The following is a 25,000-nucleotide window of genomic DNA, read 5'->3' as shown; positions in this document are numbered from 1 at the left end:
ACATTTTGGCTTGGCAATAGGGGAGATTCGTATGCAAACATATCTTGCGGACAGCTATGATGTCGCGGTAATCGGTGCCGGACATGCTGGGATTGAAGCGGCGCTGGCGTCCGCGCGTTTAGGCGCAAAAACAATTCTTTTTACCATATCAATGGATGCGATCGGCAATATGCCCTGTAATCCGTCGATCGGCGGAACTGCAAAGGGGCATCTTGTTCGTGAAATAGACGCGCTTGGCGGAGAGATGGGGAAGGCCGCGGATGCCACTTTTCTGCAGAGCCGTATGCTCAACCGGGGAAAGGGCCCTGCGGTTCACAGTCTGCGGGTGCAGGCCGACCGCAAGGACTACCACCGTTATATGAAGCACTGTGTGGAAAATCAGGACGGGCTGGATATCAAACAGGCTGAAATTGTTGAGATTCGTACAGAAGATGGCAAGGTTTCGGCGGTTGTAACCGATCTTGGTGCGGTTTTTCCGGTTCAGGCGGCAATCCTCTGCACGGGGACTTTTTTGCGCGGTAAAATCTATGTAGGGGAATTCACCGCAGAAAGCGGCCCCGACGGGATGCACCCCGCGAGGGAGCTTTCAAATTCCCTGCGCGCGCTTGGAGTCCCACTGCGCCGGTTTAAGACCGGCACACCGGCACGCGTTGATAAACGGTCGATTGATTTCAGCAAAATGGAGGTGCAGGAGGGAGATGACCCGATTGTACCGTTTTCTTTTGAAACCGATCCTGCTATTTTGCAAAATCGTTCGGTCTGCTACATGACCTACACTAATGAGCGTACGCATGAGGTTATCCGCGAAAATCTGCACCGTTCTCCGCTTTATGGCGGCAAAATTGAGGGTGTCGGGCCGCGATACTGCCCGAGTATTGAGGATAAGGTTGTCCGCTTCCATGATAAGAACCGTCACCAGTTGTTTATTGAACCGATGGGGCTGGATACCAACGAGATTTATCTTCAGGGGATGTCCTCTTCGCTGCCGGAGGAAGTGCAGATCAAAATGTATCGCACGATTGAGGGATTCGAGCATCTCAAAATCATGCGCAACGCCTACGCCATCGAATATGATTCGGTAGACCCCACCAGTTTGAACGCGTCCTTGGAATTTAAAATGGTGGGTGGCCTCTATGGTGCGGGGCAGTTTAACGGCACTTCGGGTTATGAGGAAGCCGCGGCGCAGGGCTTGATTGCGGGAATTAATGCAGCACGGATGCTGCAGGGAAAATCGCCGGTTATCCTGGATCGTGCAAGCTCCTATATCGGGACGCTGATTGATGATCTTGTCATCAAGGGCTGCAACGACCCCTACCGTATGATGACTTCGCGTTCGGAATACCGCCTGCTGCTGCGGCAGGATAATGCCGATGCCCGTCTGACGCCGATTGGCCATCAAGTCGGGCTGATCAGCGAAGAACGTTGGGGAAAATTCTGCAAAAAGCAGGGGCAGATTGCCGCAGAAATCAGACGTCTGGAAAAAACCTCTGTCTCACCGGGCGAAACGCTGAACAAGCTGCTTGTTTCACGTGAAACAGCGCCGGTTACCACGGGTACCCGGCTTTATGACCTTCTGCGCCGTCCGCAGATCGGCTATGAAGATCTCGTGCCGTTTGACAGCGGCCGGGAGCTGCTTCCTGCTGATGTCCGCGAGCAGGTAGAAATCACCATCAAATACGAGGGTTATATTAAAAAACAGATGGCGCAGGTGGAACAGATGCGCCGTCTGGAAGGGAAAGGCTTGCCGGAAGGATTGGATTATACGCGTGTGGGCGGTCTGCGTCTGGAGGCGGTCGAAAAGCTGTCCAGACTGCGCCCCACCAATATCGGGCAGGCTTCCCGCATCAGCGGAGTCAGTCCGGCAGATGTTTCAGTGCTGTTGATCTGGCTGGAACAGCATAAGAACGAGCGAAAATCAAATAAGACAGAGGTGGGACCATGATTGTCAGGGCAAAACTGAAGGAATACGCGTCCGCGCTGGGTATTTCGCTGGAGGATGTCCAGCTCGAGCAGTTCGACTGCTATGCTCAGACATTAGTGGAGTGGAACCAAAAAATGAACCTGACGGCAATTACCGAGCCGCAGGAAATTGTAATTAAGCATTTTGTAGACAGCCTCGCGCTGCTGACCGCCGTGGAACTGCCGCAAGGCGCCAAAGTAATAGACGTGGGAACCGGCGCGGGCTTTCCGTCTGTCCCGATGAAAATCGCCCGCCCGGATATTCACCTGACCTTGCTCGACAGCTTAAACAAGCGTGTGGTTTTTCTTGACGCGCTTTCCGCTGCACTGGGGCAGGAAAATACATGCATCCACTTCCGCGCCGAAGAAGCTGGAAGGAGCCCCGCTTACCGGGAGCAGTTCGATCTCGCAACCGCGCGCGCAGTTGCACATCTGCGGGAACTGTCCGAATACTGCCTGCCGTTTGTCAGGGTAGGGGGGAGGTTCGCGGCAATGAAAGGCGGCGATATAGATGCCGAACTTGCCGAATCTTCAAAAGCAATCGGGTTGCTGGGCGGGAAGGTAGAGGAAATCAAACGCTTTTCGCTGCCTGACGAGAGCCGGAGAAGTATCATCATCATCAAAAAAATATCGCAGAACACGACAAAATATCCGAGACCGTCTGCGAAAATCGCAAAAAATCCGCTGATTTAATGATAAAATCAGCGGATTTTGTTGGTTATTGCGACCGAAAGTTCTGGAATTTTTGCATAATTCATGTTAACATGAGCGTAACATAAAACTGGAAGGACGTGTGAACAGATGGGGATGCTTTTAAAACAGCGGACCGTTAACCGCGTTGTTCTGCTTGACACCGAAAAAATCTCGCCAAGTCCCTATCAGCCCCGCCGCCAGTTTGAGCAAAAGGCGCTTCAGGAACTGGCGGACAGCATCGCGCAAAGCGGCCTGCTTCAGCCGATTACCGTTCGGGAAGTTGATTCCGGATACGAACTGATTGCGGGCGAACGCCGCCTGATGGCGTGCAAGATACTTCACATGGAACAGATTCCCGCGATTATTGAGCGGTATGACGATGAGAAATCCGCGGTATTTTCTCTGGTTGAGAATCTGCAACGGCGCGATCTCAACTACTTTGAAGAAGCGGCCGGAATTCATCAGCTGATGGAACACTACCACATGACCCAGCAGCAGGTTGCACAGCGACTTGGAAAAGCACAGTCAACCATTGCGAACAAGCTGCGGCTGCTCAGCTTCAGCGAGTCGATGCGCCGGAGAATGCTGGATGCCGGTCTGACGGAACGGCACGCACGAGCACTGCTCAAGCTATCTGATGAAATGATGATCAGTCAGGCGCTGGAACATATTGTGCAGGAACGGCTGAATGTGGGCGAGAGCGAGAGATACATTGACCAAATCGCACAGCCGGTAGAACCGGAAAAACCGAAGCCGACCCGCCTGTTTGTGGTGAAGGATTTGCGGATTTTTATGAACACCATCTCCCGCGCGGTCTCAACGATGAAGCTCGCGGGAATCGAAGTGGATACCCGTAAAACCGAGGATGACGAGTACATTCATTATACCTTAAAAATTCCGAAAAAGAGCGCTTATAAAACGCACACTGCCTGAACCCGCATAAAGCGGACAGGCAGGCTAAATTGGTTGCCACATTCCGCGGCGTTGTTTCACGTGAAACAGCACACGATGAATCGCGTTCGGAATTGGTCAAAATAAATACACGTTTCCCTGCAAAAAGGCCGCCTATAGGCGGTTTTTTTGCGTCTGTCGATTTATACTCAGAAAATTGAATAACAGGGCAGGGGAGAGAAAAAGAGGTATCCGGCAAAACCATTGTTTCACATGAAACATTTTTTGTCACAGATGATACTTTCCAGGAGGAAGAAAGTGTGCTATAATCAAAAAGAAATGAAGTTTCCGACAGCAGATAGGTAAGCGGGAGGAAAAAATGGGCAAGATAGTAGCAATTGCAAACCAAAAGGGCGGCGTTGGTAAAACGACCTCCGCCGTCAACCTGACAGCGGCGTTGGGCGCGAAAGGTCATAAAGTTTTGCTGGTGGATATTGACCCGCAGGGGAATTCCACCTCCGGGCTTGGTGTCAATAAACGGGACCTGAAGCTGTCTACGTATGAGCTTTTGGTTTCCAATGTTCCTGCTGCTGAAGCGGTAGTGCATACGCCGTTCCAAAATGTGGATCTGCTGCCTTCCAATATTGCGCTTGCGGGTGCGGAGATTGAATTGATTGAACTGGAAAACCGCACGATGCGTTTAAAAAACGCGCTCATCAAGCTGAAATCGAGCTATGAGTTCATCCTGATCGATTGCCCTCCCTCCCTCGGCATTATTACACTTAACGCGTTTACGGCCTGCGATACCTTATTAATACCGATTCAATGTGAATATTATGCGCTGGAGGGGCTTTCTCAGCTGATGTCTACTCTGCGGCAGGTCAAACGGCTGTATAACCCCAATATCGACATCGAAGGGGTCCTGCTTACTATGTATGACAGCCGTCTGAACCTCACCGTGCAGGTCGTGGCGGAACTGAAAAAATATTTTCCGCAGAAAATCTACCGCGCGGTAATCCCGCGCAATGTGCGTCTTTCCGAGGCCCCCAGTTTCGGGCAGCCGGTGATGTATTATGACCGCGCATCCAGAGGCTGTGCCGCTTATGACGAGTTGGCGGATGAATTTTTGCAGAAAAACAGGAAATTAATGAAACAGAACAGTTAGGAGGATGCGAAGTGGCAAAAGCAAAAGGCGGACTGGGCAAAGGGCTGGACGCGCTGTTTGTGGATAACAACACCGACGCGGCTTCTACTTCGGTGCTTGCTGTCAGTGATATCGAGCCAAACCGGGATCAGCCGCGTAAGCAGTTCGACCCGGCGGCTCTGGCTGATCTGGCCGATTCGATACGGGAATACGGCGTACTCCAACCGCTGGTGGTGCGGCCGATGACCGACGGCAGCTATCAGCTTGTCGCCGGTGAACGCCGCTGGCGTGCCGCGCGCATGGCGGGGCTTTCGGAGGTTCCCGTGGTTGTGCGGGAACTGAGCGATGTGCAGACGATGGAACTCGCGCTGATTGAAAATTTACAGCGTGAAGACCTCAACGTGATTGAGGAAGCATCCGGCTATAAAGAACTTATGGAAAAATTTGGATTTACCCAGGAACAGGTTTCCGCAAGGGTCGGGAAATCCCGCCCGGTGGTGACCAACGCGCTGCGCCTGCTCAACCTGCCGTCCGAGGTGCGGGCCATGGTGGAGTCGGGTCGGATTTCGGCGGGACATGCGCGCGCGCTGCTGGCGTTTGACGGCGACAGCGCGATCCGCATGGTGGCGAAGGAAATTCTCAAAAAAGGGCTCTCGGTGCGCCAGGTGGAAGCGCTGGCAAAAAAGAGCCGTCAGGAAAAGAAAGCTCCCAGGCAGCAGAGCGCGTGGGACAACAGCTATTTCGCGGAAGTTCAGCTCGCGCTCTGCCAATGCCTTTCTCGAAAGGTCAAGGTGGAAGGGGAAGGGAACAAGGGACGGCTGGTCATTGAATTCTATGACGAGGATGATCTGCGGCAGATCGCCGCCGTGCTGGAGAAGTGTGAAAACTAGCTGCTTCGTGCAAAATTCATTTGGAACAGATAATTGGAGGAACAAAAACCATGTTGGACATTAAGTTTATCAGGAGCAACCCGGACGCCGTTAAAGAAGGCATGAAAAAGCGCAATAAAAATATGGACGCCCAGGTAGACGAAATTTTGGAAATCGACCGCGAACGACGCGAAATCAGCGCGAAATCCGACGGCATGAAGGCGGAGCAGAACGCCGCCTCCAAACAGATTCCCGCAATGAAAAAGGAAGGCAAATCCACCGATGAGCTGATGGCGAGGATGAAGGAGCTTTCGGAAGCGGTAAAGGAATGCGGCGTGAAGCTGGCCGAGCTGGAATCCCGCCAGCAGGAGATTATCTACAGTATCCCCAACATTCCGCATGCATCTGTCCCCGGAGGGCAGGACGACCGCGACAACCTTGAAGTACGCCGCTTTGGCGAGCCGACCAAATTCCCCTATGAGCCAAAGGCGCACTGGGACATCGGCGCGTCCCTGGGCATCCTTGACCCTGAAACAGCCGGAAAGGTGACGGGGGCCCGCTTCCATTTTTACAGAGGATTAGGCGCGCGGCTGGAGCGCGCGGTCATCAACTATTTCCTCAACACCCATACCAGCCGCGGTTATACCGAAATTCTTCCGCCGTTCCTTGCGAATACCGCATCGATGACCGGTACCGGCCAACTGCCGAAATTCGCGGAGGATATGTATAAAATCGAACATGAGGATTTTTATCTGATCCCGACGGCCGAGGTGCCCGTCACCAATATGCACCGTGACGAGATTCTTGACGGCACAAAACTGCCGCTGAAATACTGCGCTTATTCCGCATGCTTCCGCGGCGAAGCGGGAAGCGCCGGGCGTGATACCCGCGGCCTGATCCGTCAGCACCAGTTCAACAAGGTGGAGCTGGTGAAATTCGCCCGTCCGGAAAATTCCTACGAGGAACTGGAAAAGCTGACCAACGACGCGGAGTTTGTTTTGCAGGGCCTTGGCCTGCCGTACCGCGTGGTAACGCTCTGCGGAGGCGACCTTGGTTTCTCCAGCGCGAAAACCTATGATATCGAGGTCTGGATGCCCTCCTATGGCAGATATGTGGAAATCAGCTCCTGCTCGGACTTTGAGGACTTCCAGGCGCGCCGCGCGGCCATCCGCTTTAAAGACAATGTCAAGGAAAAGGCGCAGCTGGTGCACACCCTGAACGGTTCCGGCGTGGCTGTGGGCCGCACCGTCGCGGCAATTTTGGAGAACTACCAGAATGATGACGGCAGCGTCACCGTTCCGGAGGCGCTGCGTGCCGCAATGGGCGTAGACGTCATCCGCTGAACCCGGCTATAAAGGGCTTTGATTGCCCGGGAACCTGTCAGTTTCGGCAGGTTCCCGGCTTTTGCATGGAAAAGGCAGAATCAGGAAGATGAATCTGGCGCATGTTTGGCGGTGAACCGAACAAGCTATAAGGAGGGACAGCGTGGATGGAGACTTGCCAGAAACATATCAAAGTTATCGAGCCGGAATGTGATATCCGGCAGAAGATGAGCATTTCCAATATCATGCGGCACGCCCAGCAGATGGGCAGTGACCATCTGGAGCAGTTTGGGCTGGATTATAATCAGATGGTCAGGGACGGCATGGTATTTCTGGTTGCCAAACAGCTCATTACCATCCACAGGCGGCCTTCCTTCGGGGAAAAGCTGCTGCTGACCACGATACCCCGCAAGCCTAAGGGCGCCCAGTTTATCCGTGACACACTGTTTGAAACGGAGGATGGGGAGCGGCTGATTGATGTCAGCATTGCATGGCTGCTTGCCGATCCGCAAACCCACAAAATTCTGCGTCCGTCGATGTTTGATGTCTATGGCTTGGAAATGTTCCCCAACGACGGGGAATCCATTACCCGATACCGGATTCAAAGGCCGGACAGCACGGGAGTTACCCACCTGCGTCAGGTACGGTTCAGTGATTTGGACTATAACGGGCATATGAACAATGCCATCTATGCCGAAGTGGTGATGGACGCGCTCCCCGCTGAGACGGCAATGGAAAAGGAACCCGTTTCGTTTGGCATCCTGTTTCAGAAGGAGGCAAAATTCGGACAGGTCATTCATCTGGAAGTTTGTCCAAGAGAAGAAGGCGGCTATTACATCGGGGGTCGGGTTGCTGGAGAACGCTGCTTTGAAGCGGAAATCCTGTTTTGTTAATTTGTGCTGAAAATCAGAAATTAACTATTGACAAACACAAATTCGTGGGTTATAATTTAATTCGCTCACTTGTGCAGGACATCCCTGAGCGAAATAAATGGCGGTATAGCTCAGCTGGCTAGAGCATTCGGTTCATACCCGAAGTGTCACTGGTTCAAATCCAGTTACCGCTACCACCGAGTGAAGCTTCGCCTCAAATTGAGGCTTCACTCATAACTGCAAGGCCTGTTCGTCAAGCGGTTAAGACACCGCCCTTTCACGGCGGGTTCGCGGGTTCGATTCCCGCACAGGTCACCAAAAAGGACGCTTTCTTTGTAAAGCGTCCTTTTTTCATCCCTTTTTTATGGCAGGGGAGGGGAGAGGGTCAGCCATTGTCTCCAAGGCCGAACAGGCTGAGACATTCCTCCAGATAGAATGCACGCAGCTTATGATGCGTGCGCCCCTCTGCCCGTGTTAGAACTGAAACATCGCATTTTTTGCTTCTGCGCTGGAAAATACTCTGTCGAAGATCAATCACCGTGATTTTCTGCCAGGAAACAACTACTGTGTGTAGATAAAATCCGGATGAATAACGAATCGTATAATAATTTTCTTCCTTAGATAAGCCTGATGAAACAAAATCCAGCATACACACCCCGAAATACCAGACCGCGGGTGCTGCTGCCATAAAAGCGACAAACCGGATCACTTCCGCCCATAACGGGAACAGGCGCATGGCAAAAGCCGCTGAGACCGGAATCAGCGCACAGTAAACGGCGGGCCATAACAGGAATTTGAGGAACGCTCCACGCCCCGGACGGAGTGTGCGGTCGGAGGGCACAAATTCGGGCAGCAAAAGCGACAGATGGGAAAGGACGCGTGTTTTTCGGGAAAACGGCACAATGGCGGCAATATCCGCCTGCTCTTTTCCAAAGCCGATTGCATTGAGATAGACAGAATAGAGCCGCAGCAGACGGGTAAGCAGGCTTTGCCGGAGATCCACAAAGCTGATCTCGGAGAGCCGCAGGGAATAGCGCTTCCGCATCAGGATGCCGCCGCTTACCCGTAGGGTGTGCGTTGTACGGGTAGTCAGCAGGTCCTTTGTCTGCAAAAGGTTGACGAGGAACGCCACAAACCAGCCAATAAATAAAAAGAGCGCGGCGGCAGCGGCAATCGGCGGGAGGCCGAACGCGATCTTGCGGGCGGTTTCCTCAAACGTATGACGCAGCAGGACGGAAAGTTCCTCCCCCAGAAGCTTGCCCGCCTGTGAGACGAACGTGGAAACCATTACAATTCCCGGAAAGGTGTTGGAGGTGAACAAAGACAGGAGCACAATGCTCCAGATGCCCGGACGGTATTCGTTTGGAACGCCGTTCTGATTTTGAAGCGGTTCGCTGCGCAGTTCCAGAATTCGATACGCTTCCGACTGACGGACATAAAAAGAAAAATCGGCTTTTTTGACTCCTCTGGCTGCCGTATCAATACGGATTTTTGTAATCCGAAGCGGGTGCAGCCAGACAGAAGAAAGCGCGGACAGGGTAGAAATACGGTGCATTGGAATCCGTAATTTATGCCGAATTAATATACCGTAAGTTAAATAAAACTCATTACTATCCATATTGTATTTAAAATTCATCCACTTCAGCGTGGATATCAGAAAAAGAAACAGGACCAGCAACACATCGATCCACGCCCCTGCAAACCATTGTGCAAGCCCTCCGTTCAGCGCGGAGAAAAAACTGCGCAGTAACGGGATCATCAGCAGGAACAAAAACCGGTAAAGGTAAAGGAAAATCGAGAAAGGGTGTGTACGCCGAAGACTGTCTGGTTTATTCATGCGGATTCTCCCTCTCCGGCTTTTTTGGCGACAGAATATCACGGAGTTCTTTCGCATCTTCGTTATGCAGCCCCGGAACAGAAATATGACTGCCCGCCATATATAACTTCAGCGAGCAAATCGAAAACCGCCGTTCCAGCGGTGTGGACAAAATCGCGGCATACTGCACTGCATGAAACGGCACCGCTCTGATACGGGTGTACAGAACACCCCAGTGCAGCAGGAAGACACGGTGTTTTACGGCGTAGGAAAGATAACGATATTTTAACGGAAAGTAGAAACACAGAAGAATCATACATATCGTAATCCAACATCCGGTAAAAAGCCACCAGACCGGTTCGTGCACAGCCACGAATCGAATCGACAAAAAAAAGAAAAGGGCCGCGGCTGGCAGCAGCCGCAGCCTCCAGACAGTCAGGATGCGAGGATCCGGTTTTTTAAGCTGCATGGAAAAAGCCCCTATGAATAAAATAAGAAGAAAAAGGATCATGTCAATCAGAAGACAGATTCTTATGTAAAAGGCGCGCTGGGCGCCTGATATTAGCTGCAAAACAGGTGGGACCCAATCCGTTTGATAACTGGACGGGTACGAATCCATTTATTTGAGGTCTTATCCGGATTATAATAGTAGATGGCACCGCCGGAAGGGTCTGAGCCATTAAGCGCCTCGCGTGCAGCTTTGCGGGCTGATTCTGAAATTGCCTCATTGATCTGGCCGTCGGTAATCGCGGTGAACGCGCCGGGCTGGTAAACAACACCGTAAAGGGTGTCGGGGAAGGAGGGGTGCTCAACACGATTGAGCACACAGGCGCCAACGGCCACCTGCCCTTCGAACGGTTCGCCTCTTGCTTCCGCCGAAATAATATTCGCAAGCAGGTTAACGTCGCTGCCGGAGGTACCGCTGCCGCCCTGGGAGCCGCCGGTAGAAATCCCCATTGCCCTGAGTGTGGCAGGTCCGGCGATTCCGTCCGAGGTCAGGCCGTTCTTTTTCTGGAACGATACCACGGCGTTTTTGGTTTTGACGCCGAAGATCCCGTCTACGGCACCGTTATAATATCCCCAGTTTTTCAGCACGGTTTGAATCTGGCGCACTTCGTTGCCCTGCGAGCCTGTTTTTGAAAGCACGCTGGTCACTTCAAGCTGTGTACTATATAATAGAAGGCCGACCAGCAGAAAAAGTGCTACACAAAGAGAGAGTACACGCAAAATGAAAGTAGATTGAGAACAATTTTCTGACTGCTGTGACATAAAAATCCTCCTTTTTGAAACGGTCAATTGTAGTATGCACAGCTGTTCCTAAATTATGAGCGCTTAATTACAATGAAACGGAAGAAAAGGAGAACAAATTCTTCCTATATATAGTGTAGAATCTTAGAAGCGGTGCCTAGATACAGTTTTTTAAAAAAATAGAACCTTTTTGCAAAAAAGGTGTTGACAAAAAGGGATGGGAATGGTATTATAACTAAGCTGTCTCGTGAGCGACGCGGAAAACGGCGAAAACGAGAGGCACAGCACCTTGAAAAATGAACAACGAGTAAGGAAGAAATCACAACGTTTCTGGTGAGCAATCACAAGAGACGAAGTAAAAACCCTTGAAAATTTTTTGAGTGCATTCACATGGAAGTGTGAACGTACAAACGCGAAAGCGAAACCAGCAAAAGTAACATGATGCTGGATCTACACTTTGTAGAACGGTTAAACCGCCGAAAGGCGTTTAATACAATAAACAAAGAGTTTGATCCTGGCTCAGGACGAACGCTGGCGGCGCGCCTAACACATGCAAGTCGAACGGACAGAAGAGAAGCTTGCTTAGCTTCTGTTAGTGGCGGACGGGTGAGTAACACGTGAGTAACCTGCCTTTCAGAGGGGGATAACGATTGGAAACGATCGCTAATACCGCATGATGTTGCGATGGGACATCCTATTGCAACCAAAGGAGTAATCCGCTGAAAGATGGGCTCGCGGCCGATTAGATAGTTGGTGAGGTAACGGCCCACCAAGTCAGCGATCGGTAGCCGGACTGAGAGGTTGATCGGCCACATTGGGACTGAGACACGGCCCAGACTCCTACGGGAGGCAGCAGTGGGGGATATTGCACAATGGAGGAAACTCTGATGCAGCGACGCCGCGTGAGGGAAGACGGTCTTCGGATTGTAAACCTCTGTCTTAGGGGAAGAAAATGACGGTACCCTAAGAGGAAGCTCCGGCTAACTACGTGCCAGCAGCCGCGGTAATACGTAGGGAGCGAGCGTTGTCCGGAATTACTGGGTGTAAAGGGAGCGTAGGCGGGGCAGCAAGTTGGATGTTTAAACTACCGGCTTAACCGGTAACTGCATCCAAAACTGCAGTTCTTGAGTGAAGTAGAGGCAGGCGGAATTCCTAGTGTAGCGGTGAAATGCGTAGATATTAGGAGGAACACCAGTGGCGAAGGCGGCCTGCTGGGCTTTAACTGACGCTGAGGCTCGAAAGCGTGGGGAGCAAACAGGATTAGATACCCTGGTAGTCCACGCTGTAAACGATGATTACTAGGTGTGGGGGGACTGACCCCTTCCGTGCCGCAGTTAACACAATAAGTAATCCACCTGGGGAGTACGGCCGCAAGGTTGAAACTCAAAGGAATTGACGGGGGCCCGCACAAGCAGTGGAGTATGTGGTTTAATTCGAAGCAACGCGAAGAACCTTACCAGGTCTTGACATCGTGCGCATACCATAGAGATATGGGAAGCCCTTCGGGGCGCATAGACAGGTGGTGCATGGTTGTCGTCAGCTCGTGTCGTGAGATGTTGGGTTAAGTCCCGCAACGAGCGCAACCCTTATTACTAGTTGCTACGCAAGAGCACTCTAGTGAGACTGCCGTTGACAAAACGGAGGAAGGTGGGGATGACGTCAAATCATCATGCCCCTTATGACCTGGGCTACACACGTACTACAATGGCACTTAAACAGAGGGCTGCTACATCGCGAGATGAAGCGAATCCCGAAAAAGTGTCTCAGTTCGGATTGCAGGCTGCAACTCGCCTGCATGAAGTCGGAATTGCTAGTAATCGCGGATCAGCATGCCGCGGTGAATACGTTCCCGGGCCTTGTACACACCGCCCGTCACACCATGGGAGTCGGTAACACCCGAAGCCAGTAGTCTAACCGCAAGGGGGACGCTGTCGAAGGTGGGATTGATGACTGGGGTGAAGTCGTAACAAGGTAGCCGTATCGGAAGGTGCGGCTGGATCACCTCCTTTCTAAGGAGACATCCGGCAGTAAAATGCCGGTGACTCTGGTCAGTTTCAGGGATTGATTTTAGACTGCTCGTTGTTTATTTTTGAAGGCGCTGTAGNTTTGCGCGATCGGCCGCTGTGAGGCGGAGGCGCAGATGAAAAGAGTCTTCATGCGTACAGCTATGTGGGGGTGTAGCTCAGCTGGGAGAGCACCTGCCTTGCACGCAGGGGGTCAGGAGTTCGATCCTCCTCATCTCCACCAACGCACCTTGAAAATTGAACAATGAAAACAAATATCTGCAATAAAGTTTTATTAAAAGTTTAGACTTAGAAATAAGGGTAAACAAACTACAATAAAGCCGAGCGGTTAGAAATAACCGTAAAACAGAGAACCAAAGATTCAAGCATGGTCAAGCTACAAAGGGCACAAAGTGAATGCCTTGGCACTAGGAGCCGAAGAAAGACGTGATAAGCTGCGATAAGCTGCGGGGAGCTGCAAATAAGTATTGATCCGCAGATTTCTGAATGGAGCAATCCGGCAGGTGTAACGGCCTGTCATGGTATACTGAATACATAGGTATACCAGGGGAACCGCCTGAACTGAAACATCTAAGTAGGGCGAGGAAGAGAAATCAACAGAGATTCCGCTAGTAGTGGCGAGCGAACGCGGAAGAGGCCAAACCGGAAGCAGCAATGTTTCCGGGGTTGTGGACTGCATTTAGCATGTTAAAGCCTAGAAGAACTGCATGGGAAGGCAGACCGGAGAGCGTGAGAGTCGCGTATTCGAAAGGTTGAGACAGCGAGCAGGATCCAGAGTACCGCGGGACACGTGAAACCCCGTGGGAAGCTGGGGGGACCACCCTCCAAGCCTAAATACTCCCTAGTGACCGATAGAGAACAGTACTGTGAAGGAAAGGTGAAAAGCACCCCGGGAGGGGAGTGAAAAAGAACCTGAAACTTTGCGCCTACAAGCACATAGAGCACGTCAATGTGTGATATGGTACCTTTTGTAGAATGGTCCGGCGAGCGTATGTATGCAGCAAGGTTAAGCACTTATGGTGCGGAGCCGAAGGGAAACCGAGTCTGAAGAGGGCGTCAAGTTGCATGCATAGGGCCCGAAACCGGGTGACCTATCCATGGTCAGGTTGAAGTGGGAGTAAAATCCCATGGAGGACCGAACCGACCTCCGTTGAAAAGGCGGCGGATGAACTGTGGATAGCGGAGAAATTCCAATCGAACCCGGATATAGCTGGTTCTCCCCGAAATAGCTTTAGGGCTAGCGTTGTATTAGATTACCGGAGGTAAAGCACTGAATAGGCTAGGGGCCGAGAGGTTACTGAACCTTATCAAACTCTGAATGCCGGATAATTGATGTACAGCAGTCAGACTACGTGAGATAAGTCTCGTGGTCAAAAGGGAAAAAGCCCAGACCCACAGCTAAGGTCCCCAAGATGATTTAAGTGGAGAAGGATGTGGAGTTGCTCAGACAACCAGGATGTTGGCTTAGAAGCAGCCACTCATTTAAAGAGTGCGTAATAGCTCACTGGTCGAGTGACTCTGCGCCGAAAATGTAACGGGGCTAAAATCATCACCGAAGCTTGGGATTCCGAAAGGAATGGTAGGGGAGCGTCGTGTAAGAGGCGAAGCATGAGCGGAAGCGCATGTGGATTTTACACGAGTGAGAATGCCGGAATGAGTAGCGAGAATTATGTGAGAATCATAATGGCCGAAAGTCTAAGGTTTTTGGAGGAAGGTTCGTCCGCTCCAAGTTAGCCGGGAGCTAAGGTGAGGCCTAACGGCGTAGCCGATGCACATACGGTAGAAATTCCGTAGCTGTCGAAGGATTTAAGTAAGAGGACACTGTCAAAGGGTATGTCCCGGGCGTTGGTTGCCCCGGGCGAAAGGGACCGAAATTTAGTAGGGAAGCATACTTGGCGGCAGGCGAGAAAAGTCTTATGTATATCCAAGATACCCGTACCGCAAACCGACACAGGTAGATAGGAAGAGAATTCCAAGGCCAACGGGAGAAGGGTTGTTAAGGAACTCGGCAAGTTGACCCCGTAACTTAGGGATAAGGGGTGCTCATGAAAGTGAGCCGCAGAGAATAGGTCCAGGCGACTGTTTAGCAAAAACACAGCTCTATGCTAAATCGAAAGATGACGTATATGGGGTGACACCTGCCCGGTGCCGGAAGGTTAAGAGGAGGAGTGAGAGCTCTGAATTGAAGCCCCGGTAAACGGCGGCCGTAACTATAACGGTCCTAAGGTAGCGAAATTCCTTGTCAGGTAAGTTCTGACCCGCACGAATGGTGTAACGATCTGGACACTGTCTCAACAGCCCGCCCGGCGAAATTGTAGTACCGGTGAAGATGCCGGTTACCCGCGACAAGACGGAAAGACCCCATGGAGCTTTACTGTAGCTTAATATTGGATTTCGGTATTTCATGTACAGGATAGGTGGGAGACTGGGAACCAAGCACGCCAGTGTTTGGGGAGTCACCGTTGGGATACCACTCTTGAAGTGCTGAAATTCTAACCTGCGGCCGTGAATCCGGCCGGGGGACATTGTTAGGTGGGCAGTTTGACTGGGGCGGTCGCCTCCAAAAAGGTAACGGAGGCGCTCAAAGGTTCGCTCAGCATGGACGGAAACCATGCTTTTGAGTGTAAACGCATAAGCGGGCCTAACTGCGAGAGAGACATCTCGAGCAGTAACGAAAGTTGGAGTTAGTGATCCGGTGGTATGTGAGTGGAAATGCCATCGCTCAACGGATAAAAGCTACCCTGGGGATAACAGGCTGATCTCCCCCAAGAGTCCACATCGTCGGGGAGGTTTGGCACCTCGATGTCGGCTCATCGCATCCTGGGGCTGTATTCGGTCCCAAGGGTTTGGCTGTTCGCCAATTAAAGCGGTACGCGAGCTGGGTTCAGAACGTCGTGAGACAGTTCGGTCCCTATCTGTCGTGGGCGCAGGATATTTGAGAGGAGCTGTCCCTAGTACGAGAGGACCGGGATGGACGCACCTCTGGTGCACCAGTTGTCGTGCCAACGGCACAGCTGGGCAGCTAAGTGCGGATCGGATAAACGCTGAAGGCATCTAAGCGTGAAGCCGACCTCAAGATAAGATATCCCACTGAATAATCAGGTAAGACCCCTCAAAGACTATGAGGTTGATAGGTCACATGTGTAATCGTCGCGAGGCGTTGAGCAAGGTGATACTAATCGGTCGAGGGCTTGACCAAGCGTAATCTAAGGTACTCTGGTGCGGAGAAAGTTTTCATTGTTCGATTTTGAGGGTGCGTATATAGGCTATGCCGAAAGCATTCTTTTTAGGAAATCCGGCGCGGAGCGACGGGTCGCCGAAGGCGATACCAAGCAGGTTCCAAAGGACCGGCGAGGCCCTTTGAATAGCCGTCGCGCGAAGCGCGCTCGGCTGAAAGCCGAGGAGGCTATATGCGCCATTAGCTCAGTTGGTAGAGCAGCTGACTCTTAATCAGCGGGTCCCGGGTTCGAGTCCCTGATGGCGCACCATCTTGTGGCCCGTTGGTCAAGCGGTTAAGACAGCGGCCTCTCACGCCGTTAACATGGGTTCGATTCCCGTACGGGTCACCAACTCTTTTACAGTTTCATATGGCTGGTGTTTATTACGCTGAGGTCCCACCTGTTCCCATTCCGAACACAGTAGTTAAGCTCAGCAGTGCCGATGATACTTGGCGGGAAGCTGCCTGGGAAAATAGGTCTTTGCCAGCTCTTGATATTCCTCAATAGCTCAGCCGGTAGAGCATGCGGCTGTTAACCGCAGGGTCGTTGGTTCGAGTCCAACTTGGGGAGCCAATTTTAAATTGTGCCGTCGTCTTGCGACGGCGGCACGACCCTTTTAGGGCCATTAGCTCAGTTGGTTAGAGCAACCGGCTCATAACCGGTCGGTCTGGGGTTCGAGTCCCTGATGGCCCACCATCGCTTATTGTGACCATCGATTAGGGAGTGGCCCTGCAAAATCGCTATGAAATGGTATTTATAGGGGTATAGCTCAGCTGGTAGAGCAGTGGTCTCCAAAACCACGTGCCGAGGGTTCAAATCCTTCTGCCCCTGCCAATATCTACACAGGCTGGGCAGCCTGTATTTGCTGATATAGCTCAGTCGGCAGAGCACATCCTTGGTAAGGATGAGGTCACGCGTTCGAATCGCGTTATCAGCTCCAGAAAAAACCTTGTAGAATGGCTTGAATGGCTGATTTACAGGGTTTTTGCAATTTATGGAACTGACGGTGATTGTGATTAATTTAGAGAGTTTGGATATTAGAGAATAGTCAAAGAGCAGTTAAAGATTTTTGCAAAGGCAGACAGCGGAATTCGCTGTCTGCCTTTGCTGTTAGATGGCTATTTTTTAGACTTTTTTTGGAAGGCTTGGGAAAATAAATTTACATAAATATGGACATAAATGCAAATCCTATACTGTAAATTGTCTTTAATCGTGTAAAGCGGGGGACTGACCCAATGCGTTATTTTCAAAAGTTGATTTGGCGGTTTAAAGAACAAAATAAAAAAGCGAAAAAAGAAAACGCTGACGAAGCGGAAAAGCCACAGAGCCTTTCACAGGAACTTAAAAAGAATCTCGATGCTGTCACAGCTGAATTTGGGGAAAGCTGCGACTTGGTCGTCCGGGAATTTTCTTTCGGAAAAGACGGGAAAATCAAGGCTGCACTGATCTTTTTGGATGGGATGGCGAACCTGCCGCTGATAAACAACAACATTATCAAGCCGCTGATGTATGACAGCCGTTTTTTCCGTACGGAAGAAACTACCGGTATCTCAAGCATAGGTGAGCTTCGGGACAGACTCCTATCCGTCGGAGATGTGAAGGTCGTCAGCACTCTTTACGAGGTGATGGGAGCCTGCCTCTCGGGCGACGCCGTACTGTTGGTCGATGGCTTTTGCAATGCTCTTGACGTAAGTGCGAAAGGTTGGGAGAAAAGGGCAATCAGCGAACCCAATACGGAAACGGTGGTTCGTGGCCCGCGCGAAGGATTTACTGAAAATCTGCGCACCAACACAGCCATGCTCCGCCGGAAGATCCGGGACCCTGCGCTTAAAATCCGTACCCTTGAAATCGGGAGGCGGACGCGTACCCAGGTGAATATCCTTTATATGGAAGGCATTGCAAACCCGGCCCTGATCCAGGAAATCGAACGGCGGCTGAAGGATATCAGCACCGATGCGATCCTTGCCGCAGGCTATCTTGAACAGTATATCGAAGACGCGCCATATTCGGTTTTCCAGACCATCTGGTACAGCGAAAGGCCGGATGCCATTGCCGGCAAACTGATGGAGGGCCGGGCCGCCATTATCGTGGACGGGACGCCCTTCGTGCTATCGGTTCCCATGTTATTTATGGAGAACTTTCAGACCGCGGAAGATTATATTGTACGCAGTTATTATGCGTCTGTCATACGCTTTCTCCGCTTGTCTGCCTTCCTTATCAGTCTGTTTGCCCCCGCTTTGTATGTAGCGTTCAGCACTTACCATCAGGAACTGATTCCCACCTCTCTGCTCTTCACCATGGCGGCTTCAAGCGAGGGTGTACCCTTCCCGGCGGCGGTGGAGACGGCTATTATGATGTTCACTTTTGAAATTCTTAAAGAAGCCGGCATCCGCATGCCCCGGCCAGTTGGCCAGGCCATCAGCATCGTGGGCGCTTTGGTGATGGGGCAGTCGGCCGTGCAGGCCGGTCTGGTAGGTGCGCCGGTTGTGATCGTCATTGCAATTACGGCGGTATCAAGCTTTGTGAGCCCATATGCCTCTGACGCCATTTCACTGCTGAGATGGGTTTTGATGATTCTGGCCGCCAGCATGGGAAGCTTTGGCATCACCCTTGGTACGCTTGCCATACTCATCCACCTTACCTCGCTGAAGTCCTTCAACGCCGATTATTTTGCTCCGTTTGCTCCATTCCGGCCAGCCGACCTGAAAGATACCGCCGTTCGTGCTCCGCTCTGGTCTATGCGGACACGCCCCAGGTCGTTAAGACCGCAGGACCTGAAGCGGCAGAATTTCGATATCCCATTTGATCCGGCTGCAGGGAACGGGGGAAATCAGGGGGAGAAACCATGAAAAAACAGGCCATTGGAGCTTACAGGAAATTTTTTAAATTCCTTCCTATCCCCTTCCTCAGAAAGTACCGGGAATGGGTGCGCCGGGCCGCCGTATTATTTCTTTGTACGGTGCTTATTTTGAATTTTTGTGCCTGCTGGAACCGGAGGGAACTTAATACGCTGGCCATCGTTCTTGGAACAGGATTGGATGTGGGAAACCAGCCGGATACGCTGGAGCTGACCGCGCAGGTGGTGCGGGCCGGAGAAATGAAGTCGGGAGGTTCTTCGCCCGACGGCAGCGCATCGGCGGAGAAAGCTTTCGTCAACATGCAAGGCACAGATAAAAGCGTGCTCGCCGCCGTCCGGGGAATATCGCATATGGCTAACCGGAGGCTGTATTTTCCGCATAATCAGGTGCTTATTTTCAGCAGTGAGCTGGCAAAACAGGATATTGCGGAAGGATTGGACGCGTTCCTGCGTGATTACGAGGCGCGTATGAATGTCCATATTCTGGTCTCGAAGGGCAAAGCATCAGAGGTATTGGAAGAGGAGTGCGAGCTTGAAAAGATACCGTCTGTCCATATCTCAGGGATGATAGAAAACCAGGAATCCAACTCGGAGACGGTGATTGTAACTATGCGCGACTTCGCTATTGCGATGCTGAGCGGTTCAACGGCTCCTGTGGCTCCGATGATCGAAGTACATGAGTCGGGCGGGAAGAAGCGTGGAAAACTTGAGGGCACAGCGGTTTTTAAAGACGGAAAGATGGTAGGGGAGCTGGACGGAATGCAGACAAGAGGACTTATGTTTGCCACAGGCAAGGCAAAGAGCAGTGTAATAACCGTAGATACGAAGTGGGGGCAGGTCGTTTTGGAAATGGTTCATTCAAGAACCAGCTTAGAGCCCGTGAAAGCGGAGGACGGCAGTATCCGGATAGAGCTCAAAATCAATGAGAATGGAGCCATCGAGAGCAATGAGACCACCGAGGATATGTCGCGTTTAGAAAACCTTGAACTGCTTAAGAAGCTCGGGCAGGAGGCAATCCGCTCGGATGTCGAGAGTGCGCTTTCACAGGCAAGATCGCTTTCTGCCGACGTGTTCGGATTCGGGGAAGCGATCCGCCGTGAATACCCGGAGGAGTGGGAGAAGATGAAAGAAAACTGGGACGAGGTATTCCGTGAAATCGGGCTGGATGTCCAAGTAGAGGTCGAACTGCGTTCCACAGGCGGCCTGACGAGGCCGGTGACTCCGGGAGGTGCGGAATGAAACTCGAAAAGGGATGCATATCCGGATGGGAATTTTTATTTTCGGTATTCTGCTTTATGCAGGGCACTATGCTGCGCTCCGGCTTTATTATCAGCGTGACCCGGAACGATTCCTGGGCCATGGCCTTTACCGGTCTTTTGCTCGCGCTGCCGATTGTTGGGATCTACGCTGCGCTTCTGTATAGCTTCCCGGGGAAAAGCCTTATAGAGATCGATGATATCATCTTTGGCCCGGTTCTGGGAAAAGCCGTATCTATTTTGTATCTCTTTTTCTTCCTGTCGCTCTGCGCACTCAACACCCGCGACCTCGGGGATTTTGTGGTAGGCTATATGATGCCGGAAACTCCAATCGCGGCAATCAATCTTCTTTTTCTGCTCGTATGTGTTTATGCGATTTACAAGAATATGAAAACCCTGCTGCGCCTGTCTATCGTTTTTTGCATCCTCGCCGTGGGTGCGATAGTCTTTAACTTTATTCTGATACTCAAAGACGTGCAGGTTGATTTTCTAAAGCCGTTTTTCCGGCTGCCACCTATGAAATATGTGCAGGGCACGGTCTCTGTGACAGCGGTTCCGATGGGGGAGGTCTTAGCTTTTATCATGCTTGCCCCAATGCTGAAAAAAAGCCAAAAAGCGGGGAAGCCGCTTTTGTTCGGACTGACCTCTTCGGCTGTATTTATGGCGGTCGTCATCCTGCGCGATATCATAACATTGGGGCCTCTCGTTTCGGTCGTGTCGCTGGCTTCCTTTGAATCTGTGCGCTATGTGAGTCTCGCGGGTGTCCTGACAAGGATGGAGAGCCTTTATGCAGTGGTTCTGATCATTCTGTTTTTATTTAAGGTGAGCATTCTGCTGTATGCATTCGTGTTGGGACTGTCGGAACTGCTAAACCTCAAAAGCTATCTGCCGCTCACGCTTCTTTCCGCATCGTTGGTATTTTTTTATTCGCTTTTTGTATTTGAATCGGTGATGGAAAACATGAACTGGGGTGCAAGCACAGCTCCTTTTTTCTCGCTGACCTTTGAATTTCTTCTGCCGGCGGTTTCTCTGCTGGTAGCCTGCCTGCGCAAAGTAAACAGTGTTTCGGAGGTGAAGTCATGAGGCTTCTGATGGTCTTTATCGGGTTTGCCGCAATGGCTGCAATCAACCTGCCGGGCATGATCAAAAAGAAATTGTGGCGCGATCTTGCCGTCTATTTGCTCTTTTTTCTCGCGGTGCTCACGCTTGCGATACTCATGGCGCTGGGTATCAAAGTGCCAAGCCCGATAAAAGCGGTTCAGGCATTTTATCGGGATATTCTCCACCTGAGCTTCCAAATTTCCTGATACACCGCCGGACTGTATCAAATCCGGCGTAAAATGGGATGCCGCGGCACCTCTTTCTGATTTTTTGCAGAACAAACACACTTTCCGACAAAAGGAATAAGATAAATTAGAAAATGTGGAAAGGAAGGTGCATATGTATTATAAAGGGCGTCCATGTCCGTACCATGCTGATGCACAAATGTGCAATCTATCAAAGCAGGTTACGAAATTAACTGATTATGGACCTAATCCATTTGCATTCAATATTGAAGAAGCGACTAAGATAAATAATACGTTTCGTACAGCGATTTGGACAGGCGAACATTTGCAGGTCACCTTGATGAGTATCAAAGTCGGGGAGGACATAGGCTTGGAGATTCATCCCGATGTCGACCAGTTTTTGCGGATTGAAGATGGCCAGGGACTCATCCTGATCGGGGACACCAAAGACAGAGTGGATTTCAAAAAACTGGTCTATGATGGCTGCGCGATCATGATCCCCGCGGGTAAATGGCATAATCTGATTAATACAGGTAATACAGCGCTTAAATTGTATTCGATCTATTCGCCGCCTCAGCACCCGCATGGTACAGTTCATGAGACAAAAGAGATTGCACAGGCTGCCGAAAAAAATAATGGTTATTAACGTCCAGGCTGATCTTCGGTATAAACGCAGTGTTTGAAAAACCCGCATAAATTTATGCGGGTTTTCATTCGGCATATGGGACGAGGTCACCGGTATCCATACTTTCTGACATGGATACTGTCCATGCGGATATATGCGGTTAATCTGTAAAAACTGATATTTATCCCCCGGTTTATAATAGGTTGCGGCCGCATAAAAGACTACATTGATACAAGATGCGGCAAGAACCGTCAGGATTCGATTTTTTATCCAATTATTTTTTCATTGGTCTAGAGAAATGAACTTTTGGACAAATATTACAAATCAATTACAGACCGGTAACAAAAGAGTAACAAATATGAAAAAAATTTTAACAAACATGTAATTTCCTCTTGCATTTTGCGTATACTATGGTATAGTAAAACTATAAGATATACTAATCGTAAAAAAGTTCAATTAATTTATTGAAAAAGTTACAAATTGTAACCTTTAAAGGAGTGACTGCTGTGAAAAAGAGAGAGATTCAACAAATTTCTGCCATGATCGCAGGCGTAGTGGCAGTTGCTACCTTAGTTGTTTTTTCGGTTGTCGCCGCGGGCCTGATTGAGATATCGCCCGACGTGGGATTGCTGCGCTGGGCACGTGAGGCAGTGCTTTATGCACTGATGAATAAGTTTACTCAGAAATTGGCGGCATCCCTTTTCCTGGGACTGATTGCTTATCTGACCAGCAGAGTTGTTTTGGGCGCCCGAAGCGAAAAAACTACCAGGCAATCGAAGCCTGCAAAGCTGCACTGTTTTCCGGCCGATTCACAGATGGGCAGAACAGCTTAACAATTGCTTTTCATTTTTTCTCCTAATTCATAAAAACAAACCGGCGCCGCAAGGCGCCGGTTTGTTTTTATGTCTGTATCAGATAAGGATTGTGCAAGATGATGGAATTCTGATCGTTAGTATGACTGGTTTCATGTCAGATATATTCTTTTCTTTTTCACATAAATATGCTAAACTAAAAACAATGAAAGAAGGGAATGACTGGATGTCTTTTTTCAACCGCCCGACGCCTCCGACATGGCGAATCATAGTATATTGTGCAGCTTCGGCGCTTATTCTGCTGTTATTCGGAAAAATCATTGCAATTTTCAGAATTCCGATCTGATGACAAAGCGGGAATTTTGCAGGCGCTGTATCCGGCTGGCCCTTGTTTTAGGCGGGGCGGCTCTGCTGGTATGGGCATTTACGCATGGACTGCCATACTTTTGCCCGTTACGGTGGACAGCAGGCATAGAATGTCCCACCTGCGGGATGACAAGAGCGGCAAACGCCCTGCTGCATTTTCATTTTCTGCAGGCGTGGCGTTATCATCCCCTGATTTTTGTTGTTCTGCTTTACGCGGGAATTCTGGCTGTTTTGTGGCTTTTGGGAAAAGATAAAATGATGCGCGCGAAAGGATTGTGGATACCGCTGATGATCCTGTTTGTCATTTGGTGGATTGTCAGGGCCGTTGCATACGTCAATGGGCAGTATCCCGCTTTTTATGAGCCTCGGGCTGTTATTCCGCGGGTGTTTCATTTTATACGCCAGTTTTTCTGATCCTTGGGTTTTTATTATACGAATTTAATCGGAGGTTTTTAAAATGTATCAGGATTTCATGGATTCAATTGGGTTTGTCTCGGAAAGGGACCCCGAAATCGGGGCGGCAATGCAGAAGGAACTGGCTCGTCAGCGCAGAAATATTGAGCTGATTGCATCTGAAAACATTGTGAGCCCTGCCGTGCTGGCGGCAATGGGCACCGTGCTCACCAACAAATATGCGGAAGGCTATCCCGGTAAGCGCTATTACGGCGGCTGTCAGGATGTCGATATCACGGAGACAATTGCCATTGAACGCGCCAAAAAATTGTTCGGCGCCGAGCATGCCAACGTACAGCCGCATTCGGGCGCGCAGGCCAACCTTGCGGTCTATTTTGCGCTGCTGAACCCCGGCGATACGGTACTCGGCATGAGCCTGGCGGACGGCGGCCATCTGACCCACGGTTCTCCGGTGAATATGTCGGGGAAATACTACCATTTTATCCCTTACGGGCTCAATCCCGAAACGCAGCAGATTGACTATGAAAGATGCCGTGAACTGGCTCTGGAGCATAAGCCGAAGCTGATTGTGGCCGGCGCTTCCGCCTATCCGCGCGCGATCGATTTTGAAAAGCTCAGCAGCATCGCAAAGGAAGTCGGCGCCTACTTTATGGTGGATATGGCGCACATCGCGGGTCTTGTCGCCGCGGGGGAACACGCTTCTCCGGTCCCCTATGCGGATGTTGTGACAACCACCACCCATAAAACCCTGCGCGGACCGCGCGGTGGCCTGATCCTGTGCCGCGAGGAGCTTGCCAAGGCAATTGACAAGGCCATTTTCCCCGGCACGCAGGGCGGGCCGCTGATGCACATTATCGCCGCGAAAGCCGTCTGCCTCGGGGAAGCGCTGAAACCCGAGTTCAAGGCATACCAGCATCAGATCATCCTGAACTGCCGGGCGCTGGCTCAGGGGCTCACCAAACGCGGATTCCAGCTCGTTTCCGGCGGGAGCGACAACCACCTTGTCCTGTTGGATCTGCGCAACTTCGGAGTTACCGGTAAGGAGCTTGAGAAAAAGCTTGACGAGGTTTATATTACCGTCAACAAAAACGCAATCCCGAACGACCCACAGAGCCCGTTCATTACCAGCGGTGTGCGGATTGGTACCCCTGCGGTTACCACCCGCGGCTTCAGGGAAGAGGATATGGACAAAATTGCGGAGTTTATCTATCTGTGCGCCACCGACTTTGACAACAAAGTGGAAGAAATCCGCGCCGGTGTGGAAGCGCTCTGCGCAAAATATCCGCTGTACGAATAAAGCCGTATTTTTCGACTGCCCGCCGCGCCGC

At 51.0% G+C, this 25,000-nt stretch carries 18 protein-coding genes, 9 tRNA genes and 3 rRNA genes; 27 read left to right on the top strand and 3 right to left on the bottom strand.

The window, feature by feature from the left end; all coding sequences use genetic code 11:
- The first annotated feature begins 31 nt into the window (after positions 1-31).
- The 9 genes from mnmG to C1A10_RS08865 all read left to right on the top strand — a co-directional run bounded on the left by mnmG (position 32) and on the right by C1A10_RS08865 (position 8,068).
- Positions 32-1,942, top strand: coding sequence for a tRNA uridine-5-carboxymethylaminomethyl(34) synthesis enzyme MnmG (gene mnmG, locus C1A10_RS08905; RefSeq protein WP_101911613.1), 1,911 nt, complete (start codon positions 32-34; stop codon positions 1,940-1,942).
- Positions 1,939-2,652 (top strand): 16S rRNA (guanine(527)-N(7))-methyltransferase RsmG, encoded by a 714-nt coding sequence (rsmG, locus tag C1A10_RS08900; RefSeq protein WP_101909937.1) that lies wholly within the window; start codon positions 1,939-1,941, stop codon positions 2,650-2,652. Before mnmG ends, rsmG begins: the two co-directional genes overlap by 4 nt.
- Positions 2,653-2,760: 108 nt before the next feature.
- Positions 2,761-3,585, top strand: a complete 825-nt coding sequence (locus C1A10_RS08895) for a ParB/RepB/Spo0J family partition protein (protein ID WP_207654722.1) — start codon at positions 2,761-2,763, stop codon at positions 3,583-3,585.
- A 337-nt stretch (positions 3,586-3,922) separates the two neighbouring features.
- Positions 3,923-4,708, top strand: a complete 786-nt coding sequence (locus C1A10_RS08890; RefSeq protein ID WP_101909936.1) for a ParA family protein — start codon at positions 3,923-3,925, stop codon at positions 4,706-4,708.
- Positions 4,709-4,719: 11 nt separating this feature from the next.
- The gene (locus C1A10_RS08885) at positions 4,720-5,577 is read left to right on the top strand and encodes a ParB/RepB/Spo0J family partition protein (protein ID WP_101909935.1); all 858 of its coding nucleotides are present in this window, start codon (positions 4,720-4,722) and stop codon (positions 5,575-5,577) included.
- Positions 5,578-5,627: 50 nt separating this feature from the next.
- Positions 5,628-6,899, top strand: a complete 1,272-nt coding sequence (gene serS / locus C1A10_RS08880; protein WP_101909934.1) for a serine--tRNA ligase — start codon at positions 5,628-5,630, stop codon at positions 6,897-6,899.
- A 146-nt stretch (positions 6,900-7,045) separates the two neighbouring features.
- Positions 7,046-7,771, top strand: a complete 726-nt coding sequence (locus C1A10_RS08875) for an acyl-[acyl-carrier-protein] thioesterase (RefSeq protein WP_101909933.1) — start codon at positions 7,046-7,048, stop codon at positions 7,769-7,771.
- A 99-nt stretch (positions 7,772-7,870) separates the two neighbouring features.
- A tRNA-Met gene (locus C1A10_RS08870) sits at positions 7,871-7,947 on the top strand.
- Between the two features lie 46 nt (positions 7,948-7,993).
- A tRNA-Glu gene (locus C1A10_RS08865) sits at positions 7,994-8,068 on the top strand.
- Positions 8,069-8,135: 67 nt separating this feature from the next.
- Here the strand turns inward: C1A10_RS08865 and C1A10_RS08860 are convergent.
- The 3 genes from C1A10_RS08860 to sleB all read right to left on the bottom strand — a co-directional run bounded on the left by C1A10_RS08860 (position 8,136) and on the right by sleB (position 10,835).
- A complete protein-coding gene (locus C1A10_RS08860) occupies positions 8,136-9,587 on the bottom strand; it encodes a PH domain-containing protein (RefSeq protein ID WP_180951068.1) in 1,452 nt (483 codons plus the stop codon).
- Positions 9,580-10,035, bottom strand: coding sequence for a PH domain-containing protein (locus C1A10_RS08855; RefSeq protein ID WP_180951067.1), 456 nt, complete (start codon positions 10,033-10,035; stop codon positions 9,580-9,582). Before C1A10_RS08855 ends, C1A10_RS08860 begins: the two co-directional genes overlap by 8 nt.
- 92 nt (positions 10,036-10,127) lie before the next feature.
- Positions 10,128-10,835: a spore cortex-lytic enzyme gene (gene sleB / locus C1A10_RS08850; RefSeq protein ID WP_101909930.1), complete on the bottom strand. Its 708-nt coding sequence runs from the start codon at positions 10,833-10,835 to the stop codon at positions 10,128-10,130.
- A 475-nt stretch (positions 10,836-11,310) separates the two neighbouring features.
- Between sleB and C1A10_RS08845 the strand changes: the two genes are divergently transcribed.
- The 18 genes from C1A10_RS08845 to C1A10_RS08760 all read left to right on the top strand — a co-directional run bounded on the left by C1A10_RS08845 (position 11,311) and on the right by C1A10_RS08760 (position 24,969).
- Positions 11,311-12,823: ribosomal RNA gene (locus C1A10_RS08845) — 16S ribosomal RNA — on the top strand.
- Positions 12,824-12,985: 162 nt separating this feature from the next.
- Positions 12,986-13,061: transfer RNA gene (locus tag C1A10_RS08840), tRNA-Ala, on the top strand.
- A 146-nt stretch (positions 13,062-13,207) separates the two neighbouring features.
- Positions 13,208-16,037, top strand: a 23S ribosomal RNA gene (locus C1A10_RS08835).
- Between the two features lie 213 nt (positions 16,038-16,250).
- Positions 16,251-16,326 (top strand) — tRNA-Lys (locus C1A10_RS08830).
- 6 nt (positions 16,327-16,332) lie between these two features.
- A tRNA-Glu gene (locus C1A10_RS08825) sits at positions 16,333-16,407 on the top strand.
- A gap of 21 nt (positions 16,408-16,428) precedes the next feature.
- Positions 16,429-16,545: ribosomal RNA gene (gene rrf, locus C1A10_RS08820) — 5S ribosomal RNA — on the top strand.
- The 16S, 23S and 5S rRNA genes sit together here with 7 tRNA genes alongside, the layout of an rRNA operon.
- Before the next feature lie 8 nt (positions 16,546-16,553).
- Positions 16,554-16,629 (top strand) — tRNA-Asn (locus C1A10_RS08815).
- Between the two features lie 46 nt (positions 16,630-16,675).
- Positions 16,676-16,752, top strand: a tRNA-Ile gene (locus C1A10_RS08810).
- Between the two features lie 62 nt (positions 16,753-16,814).
- Positions 16,815-16,890: transfer RNA gene (locus C1A10_RS08805), tRNA-Trp, on the top strand.
- Between the two features lie 30 nt (positions 16,891-16,920).
- Positions 16,921-16,996: transfer RNA gene (locus C1A10_RS08800), tRNA-Thr, on the top strand.
- A gap of 295 nt (positions 16,997-17,291) precedes the next feature.
- Positions 17,292-18,905 carry a spore germination protein gene (locus C1A10_RS08795; protein ID WP_101909929.1) on the top strand — a complete coding sequence of 538 codons (1,614 nt, stop codon included), beginning with the start codon at positions 17,292-17,294 and terminating at the stop codon, positions 18,903-18,905.
- Positions 18,902-20,152: a Ger(x)C family spore germination protein gene (locus tag C1A10_RS08790; RefSeq protein ID WP_101909928.1), complete on the top strand. Its 1,251-nt coding sequence runs from the start codon at positions 18,902-18,904 to the stop codon at positions 20,150-20,152. The genes C1A10_RS08795 and C1A10_RS08790 overlap by 4 nt, the downstream gene beginning before the upstream one ends.
- Complete coding sequence (locus tag C1A10_RS08785) at positions 20,149-21,252, top strand: GerAB/ArcD/ProY family transporter (RefSeq protein ID WP_101909927.1); 1,104 nt, start codon at positions 20,149-20,151, stop codon at positions 21,250-21,252. Before C1A10_RS08790 ends, C1A10_RS08785 begins: the two co-directional genes overlap by 4 nt.
- Positions 21,249-21,476, top strand: a complete 228-nt coding sequence (locus tag C1A10_RS08780) for a hypothetical protein (RefSeq protein ID WP_101909926.1) — start codon at positions 21,249-21,251, stop codon at positions 21,474-21,476. Before C1A10_RS08785 ends, C1A10_RS08780 begins: the two co-directional genes overlap by 4 nt.
- Positions 21,477-21,654: 178 nt before the next feature.
- Positions 21,655-22,101 (top strand): cupin domain-containing protein, encoded by a 447-nt coding sequence (locus C1A10_RS08775; RefSeq protein WP_242968974.1) that lies wholly within the window; start codon positions 21,655-21,657, stop codon positions 22,099-22,101.
- Positions 22,102-22,586: 485 nt separating this feature from the next.
- Complete coding sequence (locus C1A10_RS08770; protein WP_101909924.1) at positions 22,587-22,913, top strand: hypothetical protein; 327 nt, start codon at positions 22,587-22,589, stop codon at positions 22,911-22,913.
- A gap of 324 nt (positions 22,914-23,237) precedes the next feature.
- Positions 23,238-23,672: a DUF2752 domain-containing protein gene (locus C1A10_RS08765; RefSeq protein ID WP_180951066.1), complete on the top strand. Its 435-nt coding sequence runs from the start codon at positions 23,238-23,240 to the stop codon at positions 23,670-23,672.
- A 43-nt stretch (positions 23,673-23,715) separates the two neighbouring features.
- A complete protein-coding gene (locus tag C1A10_RS08760) occupies positions 23,716-24,969 on the top strand; it encodes a serine hydroxymethyltransferase (protein ID WP_101909922.1) in 1,254 nt (417 codons plus the stop codon).
- Positions 24,970-25,000: the final 31 nt, after the last annotated feature.

It is taken from the genome of Marasmitruncus massiliensis (genome assembly GCF_900186535.1).
GTDB lineage: Bacteria > Bacillota > Clostridia > Oscillospirales > Ruminococcaceae > Anaerotruncus > Anaerotruncus massiliensis_A.
Note: the sequence above shows the minus strand (reverse complement) of the source record. Positions and strands in the feature narration are given on the sequence as shown.

Excerpts from the sequence above, each read along its gene's own strand:
- C1A10_RS08765 (WP_180951066.1), top strand. The coding sequence starts at position 23,238 with ATGACAAAGCGGGAATTTTGCAGGCGCTGTATCCGGCTGGCCCTTGTT.
- mnmG (WP_101911613.1), top strand. The coding sequence starts at position 32 with ATGCAAACATATCTTGCGGACAGCTATGATGTCGCGGTAATCGGTGCC.
- C1A10_RS08790 (WP_101909928.1), top strand. The coding sequence starts at position 18,902 with ATGAAAAAACAGGCCATTGGAGCTTACAGGAAATTTTTTAAATTCCTT.
- rsmG (WP_101909937.1), top strand. The coding sequence starts at position 1,939 with ATGATTGTCAGGGCAAAACTGAAGGAATACGCGTCCGCGCTGGGTATT.
- C1A10_RS08785 (WP_101909927.1), top strand. The coding sequence starts at position 20,149 with ATGAAACTCGAAAAGGGATGCATATCCGGATGGGAATTTTTATTTTCG.
- serS (WP_101909934.1), top strand. The coding sequence starts at position 5,628 with ATGTTGGACATTAAGTTTATCAGGAGCAACCCGGACGCCGTTAAAGAA.
- C1A10_RS08890 (WP_101909936.1), top strand. The coding sequence starts at position 3,923 with ATGGGCAAGATAGTAGCAATTGCAAACCAAAAGGGCGGCGTTGGTAAA.
- C1A10_RS08795 (WP_101909929.1), top strand. The coding sequence starts at position 17,292 with ATGCGTTATTTTCAAAAGTTGATTTGGCGGTTTAAAGAACAAAATAAA.
- C1A10_RS08780 (WP_101909926.1), top strand. The coding sequence starts at position 21,249 with ATGAGGCTTCTGATGGTCTTTATCGGGTTTGCCGCAATGGCTGCAATC.
- C1A10_RS08875 (WP_101909933.1), top strand. The coding sequence starts at position 7,046 with ATGGAGACTTGCCAGAAACATATCAAAGTTATCGAGCCGGAATGTGAT.
- C1A10_RS08895 (WP_207654722.1), top strand. The coding sequence starts at position 2,761 with ATGGGGATGCTTTTAAAACAGCGGACCGTTAACCGCGTTGTTCTGCTT.
- C1A10_RS08860 (WP_180951068.1), bottom strand. The coding sequence starts at position 9,587 with ATGAATAAACCAGACAGTCTTCGGCGTACACACCCTTTCTCGATTTTC.
- sleB (WP_101909930.1), bottom strand. The coding sequence starts at position 10,835 with ATGTCACAGCAGTCAGAAAATTGTTCTCAATCTACTTTCATTTTGCGT.
- C1A10_RS08760 (WP_101909922.1), top strand. The coding sequence starts at position 23,716 with ATGTATCAGGATTTCATGGATTCAATTGGGTTTGTCTCGGAAAGGGAC.
- C1A10_RS08855 (WP_180951067.1), bottom strand. The coding sequence starts at position 10,035 with ATGCAGCTTAAAAAACCGGATCCTCGCATCCTGACTGTCTGGAGGCTG.
- C1A10_RS08775 (WP_242968974.1), top strand. The coding sequence starts at position 21,655 with ATGTGCAATCTATCAAAGCAGGTTACGAAATTAACTGATTATGGACCT.